Here is a 19,345-nt window from a genome sequence, read left to right on the forward strand (position 1 = left end):
GAGAGCGCGGGGCGTATCGCGCGGGAGGACTCACCGTGAATTTCGATTATTCGGACGACCAGAAGCTGCTGAAGGGCGAGGCGCGCAAGTTCCTCGAGGCCCGCTCGCCGACCAGCGCGGTGCGCGTGGTGCTGAACGACGACGCGGTGTCCTACGACAAGGCCCTTTGGGCCGGCGTCGCCGAGCAGGGCTGGCTGGGCGCGGCGATCCCCGAGGAATTCGGCGGCCTGGGCCTTGGCCACATCGAGCTCTGCGCCCTCGCCGAGGAACTGGGCCGGTCCCTGGCTCCGATCCCGTTCGCCTCGACGGTCTACTTCGTGGCCGAGGCCATCCTGCTGGCCGGCAACGACGAGCAGAAGGCCCATCTGCTGCCCAAGATCGCCGCCGGTGAGATCATCGGCTGCTATGCCACCTCCGAGGGCCCGGGCGTCGTCGACGGCGGCTCGCTCAGCTGCACCGTCTCTGGCGGCAAGCTGAACGGCGTGAAGATCCCGGTCACCGACGGCGACATCGCCGACGTCGCCCTGGTGCTGGCCTCCGAGGGCGGCCGTCCCGGCCTGTTCCTGGTCGATCTGAACGGCGAGGGAGTTTCCCGCGAGACGCTCAAGTCACTGGACCCGACCCGCTCGGTCGCCAGGCTGACCTTCAAGGACGCCCCGGCGAAGGCCGTTGGCGCCGCCGGCGATGGCCAGGCGATCACTGAGCAGGTGTTCGACCGCGCCGCCGTCCTGCTGGCCTTCGAACAGGTGGGCGGGGCTGACCGCTGCCTGGAGATGGCCAAGGAATACGCGCTCGAGCGCTACGCCTTCGGCCGCGTCATCGGCAGCTATCAGGCGATCAAGCACAAGCTGGCCGACATGTACGTCAAGAACGAGGTGGCCCGCTCCAACGCCTACTACGGGGCCTGGGCGCTCAACACCAACGCCGCCGAACTGCCCGCCGCCGCTTCGGCCGCGCGCATCGCCGGCAGCGAGGCCTACTGGTTCGCCTCCAAGGAAAACATCCAGACGCACGGCGGCATGGGCTTCACCTGGGAAGTCGATTGCCACCTCTACTACCGCCGCTCGCGGCAACTGGCCCTGGTGGCCGGCGGCCCGAAGGTCTGGAAAGAGCGGCTCGTCGGCCAGCTCGAACGTCGTAACGCCGCTTAAGAGCGCGAGAGGAAAAGATCATGGATTTCAACGACTCTCCCGAAGAAGCCGCCTACCGCGAAAAGGCTCGCGCCTGGCTCGAAGAGAACGCGGCCGCGCACAAGAACAACTCGAGCGCCAACGGCCGTAGGCCCAACAGCCCCGAGCACATGGCCGCCGCCAAGGCCTGGCAGGCCAAGAAGGCCGACGCCGGCTACGCCTGCATCACCTGGCCCAAGGAATGGGGCGGCGGCGGCGGCACGCCGATCCAGTCGGTCATCTTTGGCCAGGAAGAAGGCAAGGTCGGCGTGAACTACGGCTACTTCACCATCGGCCTCGGCATGTGCGTGCCGACCGTCATGGCCTTCGCCGACGCCGAGACCAAGACCCGCTTTGTGGGTCCCGCCATGCGCGGCGAGGAAATCTGGTGCCAGCTGTTCAGTGAACCGGCCGGCGGCTCGGACGTGGCGGCCAGCCGCACCCGCGCCGTCAAGGACGGCGACGAATGGGTGATCAACGGCCAGAAGGTCTGGACCACCGGCGCGCAGTATTGTGACTACGGCATCCTGCTGGTCCGCACCGACCCCGACGTGCCCAAGCACAAGGGCATGACCATGTTCTGGATCGACATGCACGATCCGGCCGTGGAAGTGCGCCCGATCCACCAGGCCTCCGGCGGCTCCGAGTTCAACGAGGTCTACTTCACCGACCTGCGGGTCAAGGACAGCCAGCGCCTCGGCGGCGTCGGCGACGGCTGGAAGGTGGCCCTGGTCACCCTGATGAACGAGCGCCTGGCGGTCGGCGGGTCCTCGGGCCCCGACTACAAGACGATCATGGAACTGGCCCGCCAGACCGACGGCATCAAGGACGGCGCCTTCCGCGAGAAGCTGGCCGACTGGTACGTCGCCGCCGAGGGGCTGAAGCTCACCCGCTTCCGCACCATGACGGCGCTTTCCAAGGGCCAGACGCCCGGCCCGGAAAGCTCGATCGGCAAGATCATCGCCGCCAACCAGATGCAGGAGATGAGCAACTACGGGGTGGAGATGGAGGATCAGTACGGCGTCCTCGTCGATCCCGCCGAAGCCCCGCTCCAGGCCGCCTTCCAGCAGTCCCTGCTGTGGGCGCCGGGCCTGCGCATCGCCGGCGGCACGGACGAAATCCTCAAGAACATCATCGCCGAACGGGTGCTTGGCCTGCCGGGCGACATCCGTCTGGACAAGGACGTGGCGTTCAAGGACGTGCCGACGGGGCGGTAGGATCGACCGCGCGCCACCCGCCCGGGCTGGTCATGCGGGTGTCGCCAGATCCTTGCTGATCTGGCGACACCGCGCATCGGACGGCTTCTGCGCCGAGACGGTTTTGTAGATGGCGGCCGCCTCCGCCGTCTGACCGTTCTTTAGCAGGACGCGAACGAACAGGCGGGTTTCGAAGCTGTCGCAACCGTGGCCTTGCTTGCTGATAGGCCAGCCGAGCAACATCTTCCGGGCCGCCTGAAGAGCCTCGGCCTTGCGGCCGCGTGCTTCAAGCGCCTCGGCCAGATCGCGATAGAGATAGCCTCGTCCGATATGTTTGGGCGGCGATTGCGCCGCCGTCTGGAAGGCCTTGATCGCGTCGTCAAACCGTTTGTCGCGCCAGAGCGATTGGCCGAGAGAATGCCACAGATCGGCATCATTGGGCTCCCGGGCTATTTGAGCCTGGATCGTCGCCACCGAGTCCACCGAGGGCGGGACATAGACACCGACGTCTGCTTCCAGAAGAGCAAGCACTCTTGCGACTCCGGCTTTGGATTCACCCGCGGGGTTTGTCTTGGCCGGCATCTTCGCCGACGCGGCTTGGGCCGATCCGTTGCCGACGGACTCTGCCGCCGCTTCAGCAACGGGCGCCGCCGCCGGCCAGTATTTCTTGATCGCTTCGGAGGCGAATTTCACCCCTGGCGGATAGAGCGATACAAGCGACAAAGTAGAGACAATCGAGAATGCTGCAATAAGCCCGATAAGAAGTTTATTGTTCTTGAATTTGTCTTTGAATAAATGACCGGAAGATAACACAAAGGCCACTGCACCGAGTATCGACAGGAATCCACCAACCAATATCTCAATGAAAATCACGCAAGCCTCCCCCGACGCTTGACAGTTCTCAGTATCTTCTCAGAGCTCGCGCGCCAGACGGAACGACAGAGCCTCCCAATAAATGACAGGTGCGTCGCGGGCGTGCAATCAAAAGATCGGGTGCGTCACAAAGCAATTCAGGATAGAATTGGTGTCGGGTCCTTCAGGCCGCGCTGGCCAGCACCGCATCGCTCCAGCCGCCGCGCACCGGGGCGTTGGCGGCGACGACGCCGGCGAACTGGTGGTCGCGGGTCAGCACGATGAGGCTTTCGCGGTCGGCGTCGGCCAGGCGGGCGATGATGTCCTGGACCTCCTCGTCCTCGTAGCACCAGTCGATGTAGTGGCTCATCACCGCGAACACCGGGCTGTCGGGTTTCAGGCCCCGGGCGAGGCCGTAATCGACGAGGTCAACCTGGCTGACGGCGCCGATCAGCCGGCCGTCATGGGCGACCGGCAGTTGGTCGAGCTTGGCCTGCGCCAATGCCGTCGCGGCTTCGCGCAGGCTGGTGTCGTGCGCCAGGGGGGCGGCAACGGGGGTCATCAGGTCGGCGACGCGCATGCGTTATCACTCCGGCTCGGCCCACCAGGACCATAACAAACCAAGTCGGCTCCACGTTCCCCCAAGGGGCCTGGTTGGAGAGGTAGGGCGATGACTAGCTCCGGAAAGGGTCAGCCGCGCTCGATGGTGTGGCCGTTTTCGCCCCTGGCCCGGGTCAGGTTGAAGGCGCTGTTGATCAGGCCGATGTGGCTGAAGGCCTGCGGGAAGTTGCCGACCTGGCGCTGGTCGACCGGGTCGTACTCCTCGGCCAGCAGGCCCAGATCGTTACGGATCGACAGCAGGCGTTCGAACAGGGCCTCGGCGTCGTCCAGCCGGCCGATGGCGACATAGGCGTCGACCAGCCAGAAGGTGCAGACCAGGAAGGCGCCCTCGGTGGTGTTGAGGCCGTCGTCGATCTCGCCGGTGTCGTAGCGGTGGACGAAGCCGCCGTGCAGCAGATCGCGCTCGATGGCCTCGACGGTGCCGATGTAGCGGGGATCGTCGGCGGCCACGAAGCCCAGTTCGGCCAGCAGGAGCAGGGAGGCATCGACCGCCTGGCTGCCGTAGGAGCGGACGAAGGTGTTGTGGTCGGCGTCGAAGCCGTTGGCGATGACGTCCTCGCGGATTTCGTCGCGGACGGCGCGATAGCGGTCGGCGTCGCCGGGCAGGCCGTAGTGTTCGACGGCCTGGACGGCGCGGTCGAGGGTGACCCAGGCCATGACCTTGCTGAAGGTGTAGTGCTTGCGGTCGGAGCGGTCCTCCCAGATGCCGTCGTCGGGGGTGCGCCAGACGCGGCAGACGTGGTCGGTCAGGGCCCGCTCGACGCTCCAGGCGGCCTCGTTGCCGGTCAGGCCGCCACGGCGGGCCTGGTGCAGGCTGTCAGCCAGCTCGCCATAGACGTCGAGCTGGAACTGGGTGGAGGCGGCGTTGCCGATGCGGACGGGGGTCGAGCCCTCGTAGCCGGGCAGCCAGCCGGCCTCCCACTCGATCAGGCGGCGCTCGCCGGCGACGCCGTACATGATCTGCATGTCCTGCGGGCTGCCGGCCACGGCGCGCAGCAGCCAGTCGCGCCAGGCCTGGGCCTCGTCGTAGTAGCCGGCGTTCATCAGGGCCAGCAGGGTCAGGGTGGCGTCGCGGATCCAGCAGTAGCGGTAGTCCCAATTGCGCGGGCCGCCGATTTTTTCCGGCAGGCTGGTGGTGGCGGCGGCGACGACGCCGCCGGTCGGGGCGTGGGTCAGGGCCTTGAGGGTGATCAGCGAGCGCATCACCGCCCCGGCCCAGGGGCCGTCAATGGCGGCCTGGCTGGTCCAGTGCTTCCAGAAGGCCTCGGTGTCGGCCAGGGCCCGGCGCGGGCTGCTGGCGGCGGGCAGGGGCTCGTGGCTGGGGGCCCAGGTCAGGGTAAAGGGGGTGGTCTCGCCCTGGGAGACGGTGAAGTCGGACTGCAGCAGCCAGCCGTCGCCGGTCATGCCGACCGGGGTGCGCAGGACCACCATGTCTGGACCGGCGATGGCCCGGTGGGCGCCGCCGTCGGTGCGGGCCATCCAGGGGGTGACCGCGCCGTAGCCGAAGCGCAGGGCCAGATCGAGCTTGAAGGCCACCTGGCCGGCGTCGCCGCGCACCATGCGGATCAGCTCGGGGTGGCCGTTCCGGCGGGCCATGAAGTCGATGATGGTGGCGCGGCCGCTCGCGGTCTCGAAGGTGGTTTCGAGGATCAGGGTGTCTTCGCGGTACCTGCGGGTGACCTTGTAGTCCTCGTCGGCCGGCCAGATGCGCCAGCAGCCGTTGTTGCGGGTGCCGAGCAGGGCGGCGAAGCAGGCGTCGCTGTCGAACCGCGGCCAGCACAGCCAGTCGACCGAGCCATTGAGGCCGACCAGGGCGCAGGATTCGCGGTCCCCGATGAGGGCGTAGTCCTCGATGCGTTGCGTCATGCGGGGGAGGGGCCGTTCCGGTGGTCTGAAGGAGGAGAACGAGTCAGGTAGCCGACGGTTGCGACCTTATCGAAGCGACCCACCATTATACCGCGATGCGAGGGGGGAAATGCGGAAAAGCTCAACAGGGGCTGAGGGGTTTGGTGGCGTCGGGGGAGTTGGTCGGTGGGACGTCGGTGGGGGATGGGTGGGGATGTGGGGGTGGGGCGGGGAGACGGAGTGGGGGCGTGGGTAGGGACGGGAAGCCCGCCGTTGACAGGGGTGCGACGTCGGGCCGGACGGACGGGTCGAGGGAGATTTGAATCTCGGGTATGTCGGCCTTTCGGGGCCGGTGCTGCCCTCATCCGACCCCCTTCGGGGGCCACCTTCTCCCGACAAGCGGGAGAAGGGACCGGGGTTTACTCGTTGAGGCGCTTGCCCTCTTTCGCGGCGCGGACCAGGCGGATGAATTCGGCGCGTTGGCCGTCGGGGTCCTTGCCGCGGGCGGACTGGGCCAGGGTTTCGATGCGGTCCCAGCCGAAGGCGGGGGAGAGCCAGGGGTCGCCGCGCAGGGTCTGGCCGTAGGCGGCGACGGAGACGGCCCAGCGGGTGGCCTCGGGGGCGGCGTCCACGGTCGGATAGGCGGATGACGCGCCGATCGGTTGCTGGATCAGTTTCGACACCTGGCCGCCGGGAAGCTTGTAGCGAATCTTCAGGAAGGCCAGCTCGCCGGCCGGGCCCGGGCGCGGGACGGCGGTCCCGTAGCGCAGGGGATCGGCGCTGGCCGGGCCGCCGACGGGGGTGACTTCGTAGAGGGCGGTGACGCTGACGCCGGAGCCGACTTCGCCGGCATCGACCTGGTCGTTGTTGAAGGCCTCGCGGGCCAGCATGCGGGTCTCGTAGCCGATCAGGCGGTACTCACTGACCGTGGCCGGGTTGAACTCGACCTGGATCTTCACGTCGTCGGCGATGGGGAAGACGCTGCCGGAGAAGTCGTCGCGGAACAGCTTGCGGCCTTCCTCCAGGGTGTCGATGTAGCCGGCTGTGCCGTTGCCGTTCTGGGCAAGGGTCTGCATCATGGTGTCGTTGTAGTTGCCGCGCCCGAAGCCGTAGACCGACAGGTAGATGCCGGTCTTGCGCTTGTCGGCGACGAAGTCCTTGAGCTTGGACGGGTCGGCGACGCCGACGTTGAAGTCGCCGTCGGTCAGCAGGATGACGCGGTTGACCGCGTCCTTCCGGAAGTTCTGCTGGGCCAGGGCATAGGCCAGGGCCAGGCCCTCGCCGCCCGTCGTCGAGCCGCCCGCCTGCAGGGCTCCGAGCGCGCAGCGCATCTTCAGCTTCTCGGCCCCGCTGGTGGGGGCAAGCACCGCTCCGGCCGAGCCGGCATAGGCGACCATGGAGACGCGGTCGCGCGGCGACAGCTGGTCGATGAGGATGTTCATCGCCTTGGCGGCCAGGGGCAGCTTGTCCTCGGCGGTCATCGAGCCGGAGGTGTCGATGAGGAAGACCAGGTTCAGCGGCGGCTGGCTGGCGCGGGGAATGTCGTATCCCTGCAGGCCGATGTGGACGATCTGCTTGCCGGCCGCCCAGGGCGAGGGGGCGACGGCGGTGTAGGCCTTGAACGGTTCGGCGGCGTTGGCCGGCGCGGCGTAGCCGTAGTCGAAATAGTTGACCAGTTCCTCGACCCGCACGGCGTCCTTCGGCGGCAGCCGGCCGTCGGTCAGGAAGCGGCGGACATTGGCGTAGGCGGCGGTGTCGACGTCGATGGAGAAGGTCGAGACCGGGTCGGTGGCGGCCTGGCGGATCGGGTTGGAGGCGGCGCCCGGGTACTTCTCGGTTTCGATGTCACCGGCCTGTTTGCCGAGCGCGCGGTAGTAACCGCTGTTTCCCGCGACCTGGGCCGGCGAGGGGGCCATGGCCGGCAGGCTGGGCGAGGAGACCGGCGGCGCCATCAAGACCGGCGGCGGCGGCGGCCGCGGGGCGGGCGCGTAGGCATAGCGGCGCTTGCCGCCCCCTGGCGAGCGCTTGGCGATGCCGCCCCGGTCCTCGAGGGCGGCCGGGTCGAACCCCAGCCTGGCGCAGGCGTCCAGCGTCGGCTGGCCGTCGCGGGCCGGCGGCCTGGCGAGCGCGGGCAGGGCCGGTGTGCTGGCGGCGACAAGGATGCACAGGGCGCCGGCGGCAAGGCCCCGGTAGCGGTTGAGGACGGCCATGGTGATTCCCCGTTTCTGGTGTTCCCGGAAACCACGTCGCGCCGCAATCAAGGCAATTTATAGACGTAATATGAGCGCTTCGGAGGCGTACCCCTGTTACGTGACCCGTGAATTCTCCTGTCGCGAGAATACCGTTCATCCCCGCTTCAGGAAGCGGGCAGGAGAGTTCCATACCCGTGGTGCATGAACTTGACAGACGGTGATCCGGGACCAATGGTGGCCCGTTAATTATGGTTAACGGCGGGGATTGTGGGGGCTGAGATGTACGAAGCCGATAGCGCCGTAGCCGGGGTGGGCAATGTGAGTGAATCCGTTACGCCGTCACGGTTTGCCGTGTTCGGAGCAAAAGCGCGTACCCTGCTGATCGGGCTTGCCGTGGTCGCCGTCGTCGGGCCCTTGCTGGGCTGCGACACCGCGCCTGGCGGGCTTTGGGGCAAGAAGGACGGCGCCGCCTGTCCGCGGCCGCAGCTGGCCACCGTCGCCTCGCCGCAGTTCAACGCTCAGCAGCAGGAGATTCGCATCCTGCGCCGCGGCGCCTTCCGCGGTGATTTCTTCGCCCAGCTGGAGCTGGGCCGCCGCTACGAGGGCCAGCGGGCCATCGACCGCAATCTCGACGATCCGGTCGAGTCGGCTGTCTGGTACACCATGGCCCTGACCAATCCCGATGGGTACGCGCAGGTTGCGTCCTCGGGCCGGCGCGGCGGCAACGGCGATCCGACCGCCACCTCGCGCTTCGACCATTGCCGCGCCGTCGAGCGCTCCAACGCCTACGGCACGCTCGACCGCCTGCTGTCGCGGATGGATTCGACCGAGCAGGACGCGGTGCGCAGCCGGGTGGTCTATGTGCTGTCCAGCCAGGGGGCCGAGGGCTTCCGCACCCTGGCCCGCATCCATGACGACGGCTTCGGCATCTTCGGCGAGCCGGGCGACAACCGCCAGGCGATGGACGCGCGGGGGCGCCCGTACAAGCCGGGGACGCCCTCGGTGATCAACCTGTTCCCGCGCAACGACGTTGACGCCTATCTCTACAACTACCTCGCCGTTCAGACCGGCGACGTCGGCGCCTATGTGATGCTCAAGGACTTCGAGCGTTCGAGCCCGCAACGCGGCGGTTTCGGCAGCTTCGTCGAGGCCAAGGCCAAGCGCTGGGTGCCGCCTTTCGAGTTCTATCCGCCGGATTCGCCGAGCTCCGGCGTGCCGCACGTCGACGAGAGCAACTGGCGCGACGAGGCCACCGACGTGGCGCTCGACCAGCTGCGCGAACTGCCCTTCGTGCACATCGCCGAGGCGCTGAACTACCTGAACGTCATCCAGGGCAAGCCGACCAAGGAAGACGAGATCTATCCGGGCGACGTCCAGACCCTGCAGGCCATGCTGGGCCGCGAGCCGACCGGCCGGCTGAGCGGCATCGAGAAGGTGCGCGCCATCCAGTACGCGGCCGTCAACGGCTCGCCGAAGGCGCAGCTGGTGCTGGCGGTGATGTATTCCGAAGGGGTGGGCGTTCGCCGCGACTATGCCCGCGCCTTCCACTGGTATTCCGAGGCTGAAAAGCAGGGATCGGCCGAGGCGAAATACGCCATGTCGACCTTCTTCTCGCTCGGCATGGACGGGGTTGCCGATCAGGACAAGGCGCAGGCCGTTGTCTACCAGATCGACGGCGCTCTGGCCGGGTTCAAGCCGTCCGTCGGACGGTTGCAGCAGGTGCTGGCCCAGGTTTCGCGTGAAAACCGGCAACAGAATCGCCGGGGGGATTACCGCTGATGGACAAGACGCCTTCCTTCCGCCGCCTGTTGCTGGCCCTCGCCGCCGCGCTGGGCGTGGGCCTGACCGCCGCGCCGGTTCCGGCCCTGGCCCTGCCTGACGCCCAGATCGATCAGCAGATCCGTCCCAACTTCGGCGGCCTGATCACGCCGCCGCTGAAGCCCCGCTACCGGCCCGACAAATGGAAGCCGGGCCGCTACAAATGGGGCCGCAAGCCCTACCGCCCGGGCTATCGGCCGCGCTACGACGACGGCTATTACGACGACTACCCGCGCGATCAGATGGTCGCCGTGGTCGACTGCGGCAGCGGCGTCTACATCGCCGGAGCCAGCAGCGGCGACACCAGCGGCGGCAGCTATGGCGGCTCGGCGCCGCCGCCTTCGGGCAACGGCGGCTACGGCAATGACCAGGGCGGCGGCTATTCGACGCCCGATCGCGGCTCCAGCTACGGCAATAGCGGCTCGTCCGGGCAGGACAGCTATGGCGGCACACCGGGCTATTCCTCGCCGACCCCGGTGTCGGACGCCCTGCGCACCCTGGCCGACAACGGCGTGCTCTACATTCGCGGCGCGGCCGCCTGCACCGAGACCATCGTCGTCGAGCATCCGGTAATCATCGCCGGCGAGGGCCCGTCGATCTTCGCGACCGGGGCCGAGACCTCGACCGCCACCTTCGCCCCGTCGGCCGGCAACGCCTGCATCCGCATCGCCGCGGGCGTGAAGGGGGTCGAGCTGCGCGACCTGACCCTGAAGACCCAGCAGGGCGGTCGCATGCCCTGTGTCGAAGCCTGGGACGCCGAAGTGGCCCTGGTGCGGGTCAACGTCGAATACTGGGGCGACGCCTCGGCGGTCTATGCCTCGGGCGGCCGGGTGATCATGCGCGACACGGTGATCGACGCGAAGAGCTGGGATCCGGCCGTGCTGATCGAGGGCGGCGTCATCGACATCGCCCGCACGAAGATCAGCGGCGAGGCCGCCGGCGTCGACCTGACCCCCGGCAACGGCGAGAGCCGCCTCGACCAGGTCGGCATTGTCGCCCGTGGCGGCGAGACGCCCGGAGACGTCGGCCTGCTGGTCCGCGGCCTGCGGTCCGGGACGGGGGCGATGACCATCCGCAACGTCGTGGTCTGTGGCTGGACCACCGGCCTGCACCTGGAGCGCGGCGCCAACGTCAACATCGCCCGCAGCCGGCTGTGCGACGCCCAGCGGGGGATCATCTCGACGGGCGCCAGCCTGACCGTCACCGAGAGCGCCATCGGGGCCCGCGAGATCGGCGTCTACGCCGGCTCGGGCCGCACCAAGGTTTCGCGCAGCCGCTTCTACGGCGGGGCGCGGCCGGGTTACGCCGAGCCGGGCGCGGTGCTCGAGCTGGAAGACAACTGGGTCTATTCGGACGGCGACTGCTGGCGGGCCCGCTATGACCGGGGTCTGTACTGCATCTCCTCGCGGAACCTGCCGGGGAGCCTGCGCGAGCGGGGCTGGTCGGGCGGGTACCGCCGCGGCTGGGAAAGCGACGGCTACGACTACGGCTTCCAGCGCGACGGCACGCCCGTGCCTCTGCCGCCGGAACAGCCGCCGAAGGTGAAGAAGGGCTGGGGCAAGCCGAAGGCTTCGCCGGCTTACTGAGGGCGACCTCCCTCCCCGAATGGGGAGGGCAGGCGCGCGTTGCGCGCCGGGTGGGGCAGTGGGTCACCGGCCCCACCGGTTAGGCTTCTCGGCCCTCAACCTCGAAAGTCAGTGACCGAATTCCCCACCCGACGCGCGTAACCGCGCGTCTGCCCTCCCCAATTCGGGGAGGGAGGTTGGCCGCTACAGCTTCGGCGGCACGCGGGCTTTCGACGCCTGTTCGTAGGCGTAGCCGAGGGTCAGCAGGGTTGCTTCCGACCATTTGGGGCCGACGAAGCTGAGGCCAACCGGCATGCCGCGCACCAGACCCATCGGCACCGTCAGGTGGGGATAGCCGGCCACGGCCGCCGCGTTGCCGGCGCCGCCGCCGACGTAGCGGTCGCCGAGGATGGGGTCGATCAGCCAGCTGGGGCCGAGGGTCGGGCCGACCAGGGCGACGACATTGTTGTCCTTCAGCAGCCTGTCCAACCCGCCCCTCGCCACGCGGTCGGCGGTGGCTTTGGCCTCGAGATAGGCAGGGTCCTGGAGGCCGCCGGTCTTTTCGGCCTGTTCGAACAGGTCCTGGCCGAACAGGGCCATCTCCTCGGCGGCGTGCACCTTGTTGAAGGCGATGACGTCGGCCAGGGTGCGGACCTGCACCTCCGTGGGGTCGGTGGTGGCCAGGTAGTCGGCCATGCCGACCTTCAGCTCGGTCAGCAGGATGACCAGTTCCGAGTTGCCGGCCTCGGCCCGGTTCGGGAAGTCCTTGATGTCGATCAGGATGGCGCCCTGGTCGCGCAGGACCTGCAGGGCCGCCTCGAAGGCCGCGTCGGTCTCGCCATGGAAGCCGGCGGCGTAGCGCATGACGCCGATCCGCTGGCCCCTGAGGGCGCCGGTGCTGAGGCCAAGCGCGTAGTTTCGCCGGTGACTGTCGGCCTCCTTCGTGGCCGGATCGGCCGGGTCGGAGCCGGCCATGGCGGAGAGCAGCTCGGCCGCGTCCTGGACGCTGGTGGCCATCGGGCCGGCGGTGTCCTGGCTGGCGCTGATCGGGATGACGCCGGTGCGGGAGACGAGGCCGACGGTGGGCTTGAGGCCGACCAGGCCGCTGACCGAGGCCGGGCAGGTGATTGAGCCGTCGGTCTCGGTGCCGATGGCCGCCCAGGCCAGGCCCGCCGCCACCGCCGCGCCGGAGCCTGAGGAGGAGCCGCAGGGGCTGCGGGCCGGATCGTAGGGGTTGCGGGTCTGGCCGCCGACGGCGCTCCAGCCGCTGACCGAGTCCGAGGAGCGGATGTTGGCCCATTCCGACAGGTTGCTCTTGCCGAGGATGACGACGCCGGCCTCGCGCAGGCGGGCGACCAAAGGCGCGTCCTGTTTGGGAAGGTTGTCCTTCAAAGCCAGGGAGCCGCCGGTGTTGGGCATGCCGGCGACATCGATATTGTCCTTGATCAGGATGGCCTTGCCGTTCAGCGGCGGCGGCAGGCCGCGCGAGCGGGCGCGACGGTCGGCCTCTCTGGCCTGGTCGAGGGCGGTGGGGTCGGGGCGCAGGATGGCGCCGACCTTGCCGTCCACGGCCCGGGCGCGGGCCATGTAGCCCTCCACCGCCTCCACATGGCGGCCGGATGGCTGGGCGGCGGCGGCCGAGAGCGGCAGAGCGACCGCGAGGGCCAGGATGACGGCGGTTCGCATGAGATTTTCCCCGATGAGGGGGTCAGTAAAGCCCCGCGCCGGCCCCCCCGGCAATGGCGCAAGAAAAAAGGGCCGGGAGTCGCCTCCCGGCCCGATCCGTCGGGGGAGGACCCGATCAGAAGGCTTTCTTGACGCTGAAGAAGAACTGGCGCGGCGGCGCGGTCAGCACGGTCTGGGCCGTGCCGGCCGGGTCGCGGGCCACGAAGCCGCCCGAACCGATGGTCGAGATGTAGTCCTCGTCGAACAGGTTGGTGATGTTGCCCTGGATCTCTAGCCCATCCATCCAGCCGCCTTCGAAGCGGTAGCCGAGGGTCAGGTCGGCGACGGTGGTGGCGTCGACCTGGCCGACGTTCTCGTAGCTGTAGAAGCGTTCGCCCGTATAGCTGAGCGACAGGGCGCTGAAGAAGCCGCCCTGTTCATAGGAGAGCTCGGCCTTGAACAGGTTCTTGGGGCTGTTGACCACCGTCTTGCCGGCCGTCGCCATCTCGACCACGCCGGTCGAGGACAGGACGTCATCCTGATACTGGGAGTCGTTGTAGGTGTAGGAGGCGTAGAGCGAGAGGTTGTCGGTGATCTCGAACTGGCCGCCCAGCTCGATGCCCTTGGTCTCGACCGAGCCGACGTTCGACAGCACCGCCGGCAGGCCGAGGATGGGGGCCGCCGTGCTGGCGTTCAGCAGGCGGTTGTCGAAGGTCACGTGGTAGAGGGCCGCCACGCCCTGGAACCGGCCGTTGTGATAGCGCAGGCCCAGCTCGAAGGTCTTGGAGGTTTCCGGCTCCAGCGAGCCGGAGACATAGTCGACGACCGACTGGGTCTGGCTGGCGAAGGGGCCGGAGGTGGCGGCGGCGACGAAGGCCGACATGTTCTCGGTATAGCCGCCGAACAGTTCCAGCCCGTCCATCGGCTCATAGACGATGCCGACCTGCGGCAGGAAGGTATCCCTGGAGTTGATGTCGCCACTGAGGGCGCGGGCCGGGTCGGCGACGTAGAGGGTGCTGACGCGGCTGTCGACGTCCAGGGCCTTGAAGCCGAAGTTGACCTTCAGGGTCTCGGTGATCGCCCAGACGTCCTGCAGGTAGGCCTGGGTGGTGGTGGTGTCGAAGGCGTATTCCCACTGGGTGAAGAAGGGGTTGGACTGGAAGTCCAGCGGGTCGCGCGACGGGGCGGCGTAGGTCTCGGCGTAGAAGCGGCGCGCCTGGTTGAAGGCGTTGTTCTCGTACCAGACCCCGGCCGAGACGGTGTGGCTGCCGACTTCCCAGGTCAGGTTGGCGAACAAGCCCTTGCGGTCGATGTCGTACTCGGTGGTGCGGATCGACAGCGGCGCGGCGTTGGAGCCGACGGTACCGAAGCCCGGGCTGGGGACATAGGGCGTGTACCACAGGCCCTGGCCCTCGTTGGTGTGGTTGTAGGCGTTCAGCGACAGGCGCAGGCCTTCGCCCAGCGGGGTGTCGAAGCTGAGCCGGAAGAGGTCGTCGTCGCGGATACCGGCCCCGGCGTAGTAGGCGTCGTCGATGGTGGCGAAGGGGGCGGGCAGGGCGCCGCCGGTGTTGTAGGCCAGGGCGGCGGCGACCGCGAGATCCCAGTCAGGCTGGGTGTTGTCCCAGTCGCGGCCCAGGCGGTCGATCATCTCCAGCGACAGGTCCTGGTAGTCCTGCTCGCGGCGTTCGGAATGGCTGTAGAAGCCGGTCAGGGCGGCGTCCTCGGCGATCGGCAGCACCAGCTTGACGTCGTACTGCCGTTGCTTCTGCTCGCCGCCGCCTTTCCATTTGTCGGTCTGCTGGTCGGCGATGGAAACATAGCCACGCAGGTTGCCGAGGGCCGACAGCTCACCGCTCTCCAGGCGGGCGAAGACCCGGTGCATCTGGTCGGAACCGACCGTGCCGTTCAGCTGGGCGGCGAAGACGTCCGAGGGATCGCGGGAGAAGAACTGCAGCGTGCCGCCGAGGTTGGAGCTGGAGGCGACGGCCAGGGAGCCGGCCCCCTGGGACAGTTCGACCCGGCCGAGGTCCTCGCCGGCGATGGCGCGGCTGATGTGCAGGCCGTTGTGATTGCCATAGCTCATGTCGCCGAGCGGCACGCCGTCGAGGGTGAAGCCCAGCTGGTTCTGGTTGAAGCCGCGGATGGTGATGCGGGCCGACCATTCGTAGGCGCCGAAGGGATCGGCAGACTGGAAGGTGACGCCGGGCAGCAGGTCGACGACCTTCAGCGGGCTGACGCCGGCGACGGCCTGGGCCATCTGGGCCTCGTCGACGGTCTGGACCTGGCGGCTCTGGCCCTGGCCATAGATGATCAGGGCCTCGACCTCGCCCTCGGCGGCGGACGGAACCTCGTCCGCGGCGAAGGCGGTGGAGGCCAGGCAGAGGGCGAGCGCGCTGACGCCCAGCGCAAGTTGGCGTTTCATGATGGTCTATCCCCACTATGCGGGCGCATCTTTGCTGCCCGCCGACGGGGTGGCCTAGCGTGGAGCTACGATGCTTTGGCGAAGGGCTTGCGACGGCTGGTCGTCGGTTTCGCGTCGGTTTCGTGTACGCCTTGAGACGACAGGGAAAATCGGCTGCGGCAGGCGGGACGTTTCTCTCAGCCGAACGGAAAGGCGCCGAGCCACCAGGCGCTGGCCAGCCAGATCAGCAGCAGCACCCCGCCGGCGAAGCTGAGCGAGAGGATAAGATCACGCGATGGGCGCAAGGCCGCCTCCGACTGCAAGACAGGCAGATTGCCCCGAACGGGCGGCGCGCGACAATCCGCCTCGCGCCGCCTGTTGCGCCGGGCCGGTCCCCGCGATAGCCGTTGCGCAACAAGGGTGGCGTAGATGAGTGAGACCCGCTGTCGGGAATGCCCGCTTCGGCGGCGGCCGGCCTTCAAGACCGGCACGTCCGCGGAGATCGACTTCATCCAGACCATGAAGCTGGGCGAGGATCATTTCGGCGCGGGCGACATCGTCACCGCCGAGGGAGCGGCCGAGACGCCGCTCTATACGGTGCTGTCCGGCTGGGCGTTCCGCTACACCACCCTGCCGGACGGCCGCCGCCAGATCCTCAACTTCCTGCTGCCAGGCGACCTGATCGGCGTGCAGGCCAATTTCCTGGGCGCGGCCGGCCACGGGGTCGAGGCCATGGGCCCGGCGGTGCTGTGCCGGCTGGCGCGGTCGAAGATGTGGGACCTGTATCGGGGGTTTCCCAGCCTGGCCTTCGACGTGACCTGGCTGACGGCGCATGAGGAGGGGCTGGTCGACGAGAACCTGCTGTCGGTCGGACGCCGAAACGCCAGCGAGCGGATCGCGACGGTGCTGATGTATCTCTACAAGCGGGCCGCGGCGATCGGCCTGGCGGCGGACGGGGTGATGGAGACGCCGCTGCGCCAGACGCACCTGGCCGACGCGCTCGGCCTGTCGCGGGCGCATGTCAACGAGACCATCGGTCGGCTGGAGAAGAAGGGCCTGTTCCGGTTCCGCCGTGGGCGGCTGGAGATCCTCAACCCGCGGGCGCTGGAGTCCATGGCCGACTATTACGACCAGCCCCTGGCGCCGCGGCCTCTGCTCTAGTCCCCTCAAAATCCGATCATCCCGACGAAAGTCGGGATGATCGGAAGAGGGGATGCCTTATTTCGGCGCCGGCTGCGCGCACTTGGAGACGTCGCCGGCCTTGCAGGCCTTGACCGCCGCTTCCCAGTCGGCCCGGGCCTTGGCGTTGGCGGCCTCCTGGGCGGCGACGCGAGCCTGGTAGTCGGCCATTTGCCGGGCATAGGCAGCCTTGTTGGCGTTGATCTCGGCCTCGCGGGCGGCCTGGGCGGCCTTGTAGTCGGCCTCGGCCTTGCGGTTGCGGGCCTCGATGGCGGCGTTGCGGGCGTTGATGTCGGCGTTCAGCCGCGCGGTGCCGGCGTCCTGGGCGGCCAGCTCCTCGGGCGTCATGGTGCGGCGGGCCCAGGTCTGGTTGGGATCGGCCGGGGGCTGGGCGACGACGGCCGGCGCCTTGGCGGGGGTGGCCTTGGCGGAAGTCTGGGCGGGCGCAGGCGGCGCGGCCTTGGGCGGGCCTCCGGCCAGGGTCGGCTGTGAGTCGGCCCGCTGGCCGGCGATGAGGACGGCGGCCGGATCGGCCTTCAGCGTCGGCTTGCCGTCGGCGGGCACGGTGACCTCCAGCCGGCAGTCGGCGACGCTCCAGGCGCCCTTGGCCCCGCGTGTGCGGCAGACCCCGATGTAGCCGATCCGGCTGTCGCCGTTCTTGAACCGGGTGTCGCTGTCGTAGGTGAGGCCCTGGACCAGAATGTCGCCGGGGGCGTAGCCCGCCTTGCGGGCCGCCGCGTCGACGGCGGTCAGCCGACCCGTGCCGCCCTTGACCGTGAACACCTGGCCGGCGCGGCCCGGCAGGGACCAGTCGCCTTCGATCACCATCTCGCCGGCCTTGGTCGGCGGGGCGGCCTGGGCGGCGCCGGCCAGCAGGGCAAGGCAGAGGGTCAGCAGGGCAGGGTGTTTCATTGTTGTCCTCGAGAGGGAACAGGTTGGTTCAACCTGTCCCCGGTTCTTCGCGGGATGGATTCCACGGAATTCCGCCCGCCGCACGTTCCAAATTGGTAACCATCATGAGGGCCGCAACGTGGCGGCGCCATTGCCTTCGCCCCTCGCGGTCGCTACATCCCGCGCCCAACTCCCCATCCTTTTCGACCCGGATCGCGCGCCCCCATGGCTGCTCAATACATTTTCCAGATGCAGGGCCTGTCCAAGGCGTTTCCTGGCGGCAAGAAGATTTTCGAGAACATCTGGCTGTCCTTCTATCCGGACGCCAAGATCGGCGTCGTCGGGGTCAACGGCTCGGGCAAGTCGACGCTGCTGAAGATCATGGCCGGCATCGACAAGGAATTTAACGGCGAGGCCAAGGCCGCCGACGGCATCAAGCGCGGCTACCTGGAGCAGGAGCCGCACCTGGACGAGAGCAAGACCGTCTGGGAAAACGTCATCGCCTGGTGTGAAGAAAAGACCATCTTCGACCGCTTCAACGCCGTCGCCGCCGAGATGGGCGAGAACTACACCGACGAGCTGATGGAGGAGATGACCGCCCTCCAGGAGAAGATCGACGCCGGCGACCTGTGGGACATCGACAGCCGCATCGAGATGGCCATGGACGCCCTGCGCTGTCCGCCGAACGACGCCGGGGTGACCAACCTGTCGGGCGGTGAGAAGCGCCGCGTGGCCCTGGCCCGCCTGCTGCTTTCGAAGCCTGACATGCTGCTGCTGGACGAGCCGACCAACCACCTGGACGCCGAGTCCGTGGCCTGGCTGCAGCACCACCTTGAGGCCTTCCCGGGCTGCGTCATCCTGGTCACCCACGACCGCTACTTCCTCGACCAGGTGACCAAATGGACCCTGGAGCTGGACCGCGGCAAGGGCATCCCCTTCGAGGGCAACTACTCCGGCTGGCTGGAGCAGAAGACCAAGCGCGTCGTGCAGGAGCAGTCCGAGTCCGAGTCCCGCCAGCGGGCCCTGACCCGCGAACTGGACTGGGTGCGCTCCGGCGCCAAGGCCCGCCAGGCCAAGTCCAAGGCCCGTCTGGCCGCCTACGAGGAAATGGTCCGCGAACAGGAAAACAGCCGCCAGGCCCAGACCCACGCGGTCATCCAGATCCCGCCCGGCCCGCGCCTCGGCAACGTGGTGCTCGAGGTCACCGACCTGGAGAAGGAGTACGGCGACAAGGTGCTGTTCAAGGGCCTGACCTTCCGCCTGCCGCCGAACGGCATCGTCGGCGTCATCGGGCCGAACGGGGCCGGCAAATCGACCCTGTTCAAGCTGATCACCGGCCAGGAAAAGCCCGACGCCGGCACGGTGAAGGTCGGCGAGACGGTCAAGCTGGCCTATGTCGACCAGAGCCGCGACGACCTCGACCCCAATCACACCGTCTGGCAGGCGATCAGCGGCGGCACCGACGTGATGATGGTCGGCAAGCGCGAGCTCAATTCCCGCGCCTATGTCGGCAGCTTCAACTTCAAGGGCGGCGACCAGCAGAAGAAGGTCGGCCTGCTGTCGGGCGGTGAGCGCAACCGCGTCCACCTGGCCAAGACCCTGGCCACCGGCGGCAACCTGATCCTGCTCGACGAACCGACCAACGACCTCGACATCGAGACGCTGCAGAACCTCGAGGAGGCCCTGGAGGGCTTCGCCGGCTGCGCCGTGGTCATCAGCCACGACCGCTGGTTCCTCGACCGCCTGGCCACCCACATCCTCGCCTTCGAAGGCGACAGCCATGTCGAATGGTTCGAAGGGAACTTCGAGATGTACGAGGAAGACAAGAAGCGGCGACTTGGCGTGGACAGCCTGATCCCGCACCGGATCAAGTTCCAGAAGTTCGCGCGGTAGGGCGGCACTGGAAAACCGGTCTGCCCATGATATGACGGGCAGACCGGGCCTTTCTCAA

General features: G+C 68.2%; 13 protein-coding genes. 6 read left to right on the forward strand and 7 right to left on the reverse strand.

Translation table 11 applies throughout. The annotated features are described in order from the left end of the window. The first annotated feature begins 35 nt into the window (after positions 1-35). Entirely contained in the window at positions 36-1,151 is a 1,116-nt protein-coding gene (locus O5I81_RS07985; protein ID WP_271068417.1) for an acyl-CoA dehydrogenase family protein, read from the forward strand. 20 nt (positions 1,152-1,171) lie between these two features. Next, a complete protein-coding gene (locus O5I81_RS07990; RefSeq protein ID WP_271068418.1) occupies positions 1,172-2,386 on the forward strand; it encodes an acyl-CoA dehydrogenase family protein in 1,215 nt (404 codons plus the stop codon). 30 nt (positions 2,387-2,416) lie between these two features. Here the strand turns inward: O5I81_RS07990 and O5I81_RS07995 are convergent, their stop codons facing one another. The 4 genes from O5I81_RS07995 to O5I81_RS08010 all read right to left on the reverse strand — a co-directional run bounded on the left by O5I81_RS07995 (position 2,417) and on the right by O5I81_RS08010 (position 7,893). Beyond that, complete coding sequence (locus O5I81_RS07995; RefSeq protein ID WP_271068419.1) at positions 2,417-3,238, reverse strand: tetratricopeptide repeat protein; 822 nt, start codon at positions 3,236-3,238, stop codon at positions 2,417-2,419. A 163-nt stretch (positions 3,239-3,401) separates the two neighbouring features. Next, the gene (locus O5I81_RS08000) at positions 3,402-3,797 is read right to left on the reverse strand and encodes a CBS domain-containing protein (RefSeq protein WP_271068420.1); all 396 of its coding nucleotides are present in this window, start codon (positions 3,795-3,797) and stop codon (positions 3,402-3,404) included. A gap of 110 nt (positions 3,798-3,907) precedes the next feature. Beyond that, positions 3,908-5,704, reverse strand: a complete 1,797-nt coding sequence (locus tag O5I81_RS08005; protein WP_271068421.1) for a glycoside hydrolase family 15 protein — start codon at positions 5,702-5,704, stop codon at positions 3,908-3,910. A 398-nt stretch (positions 5,705-6,102) separates the two neighbouring features. Next, positions 6,103-7,893, reverse strand: a complete 1,791-nt coding sequence (locus O5I81_RS08010) for a VWA domain-containing protein (protein WP_271068422.1) — start codon at positions 7,891-7,893, stop codon at positions 6,103-6,105. A gap of 261 nt (positions 7,894-8,154) precedes the next feature. On the opposite strand from O5I81_RS08010, the gene O5I81_RS08015 reads away from it, so the two are divergent. Together O5I81_RS08015 and O5I81_RS08020 are read left to right on the forward strand one after the other, a co-directional pair. Next, positions 8,155-9,654 carry a tetratricopeptide repeat protein gene (locus O5I81_RS08015; protein ID WP_271068423.1) on the forward strand — a complete coding sequence of 500 codons (1,500 nt, stop codon included), beginning with the start codon at positions 8,155-8,157 and terminating at the stop codon, positions 9,652-9,654. After that, entirely contained in the window at positions 9,654-11,279 is a 1,626-nt protein-coding gene (locus tag O5I81_RS08020; RefSeq protein WP_271068424.1) for a hypothetical protein, read from the forward strand. Before O5I81_RS08015 ends, O5I81_RS08020 begins: the two co-directional genes overlap by 1 nt. A 183-nt stretch (positions 11,280-11,462) precedes the next feature. Here the strand turns inward: O5I81_RS08020 and O5I81_RS08025 are convergent, their stop codons facing one another. After that, complete coding sequence (locus O5I81_RS08025; RefSeq protein WP_271068425.1) at positions 11,463-12,944, reverse strand: amidase; 1,482 nt, start codon at positions 12,942-12,944, stop codon at positions 11,463-11,465. A gap of 115 nt (positions 12,945-13,059) precedes the next feature. After that, entirely contained in the window at positions 13,060-15,345 is a 2,286-nt protein-coding gene (locus tag O5I81_RS08030) for a TonB-dependent receptor (protein WP_271068426.1), read from the reverse strand. 408 nt (positions 15,346-15,753) lie between these two features. On the opposite strand from O5I81_RS08030, the gene O5I81_RS08035 reads away from it, so the two are divergent. Next, positions 15,754-16,485: a Crp/Fnr family transcriptional regulator gene (locus tag O5I81_RS08035; RefSeq protein ID WP_271068427.1), complete on the forward strand. Its 732-nt coding sequence runs from the start codon at positions 15,754-15,756 to the stop codon at positions 16,483-16,485. A 57-nt stretch (positions 16,486-16,542) separates the two neighbouring features. Here the strand turns inward: O5I81_RS08035 and O5I81_RS08040 are convergent, their stop codons facing one another. Continuing rightward, positions 16,543-17,415: a hypothetical protein gene (locus O5I81_RS08040; protein ID WP_271068428.1), complete on the reverse strand. Its 873-nt coding sequence runs from the start codon at positions 17,413-17,415 to the stop codon at positions 16,543-16,545. Between the two features lie 204 nt (positions 17,416-17,619). On the opposite strand from O5I81_RS08040, the gene ettA reads away from it, so the two are divergent. After that, a complete protein-coding gene (gene ettA, locus O5I81_RS08045) occupies positions 17,620-19,287 on the forward strand; it encodes an energy-dependent translational throttle protein EttA (protein WP_271068429.1) in 1,668 nt (555 codons plus the stop codon). The last annotated feature ends 58 nt before the right edge of the window (positions 19,288-19,345 follow it).

The organism is Caulobacter sp. NIBR1757 (genome assembly GCF_027912495.1).
In the GTDB taxonomy this organism is placed as follows: Bacteria; Pseudomonadota; Alphaproteobacteria; order Caulobacterales; family Caulobacteraceae; genus Caulobacter.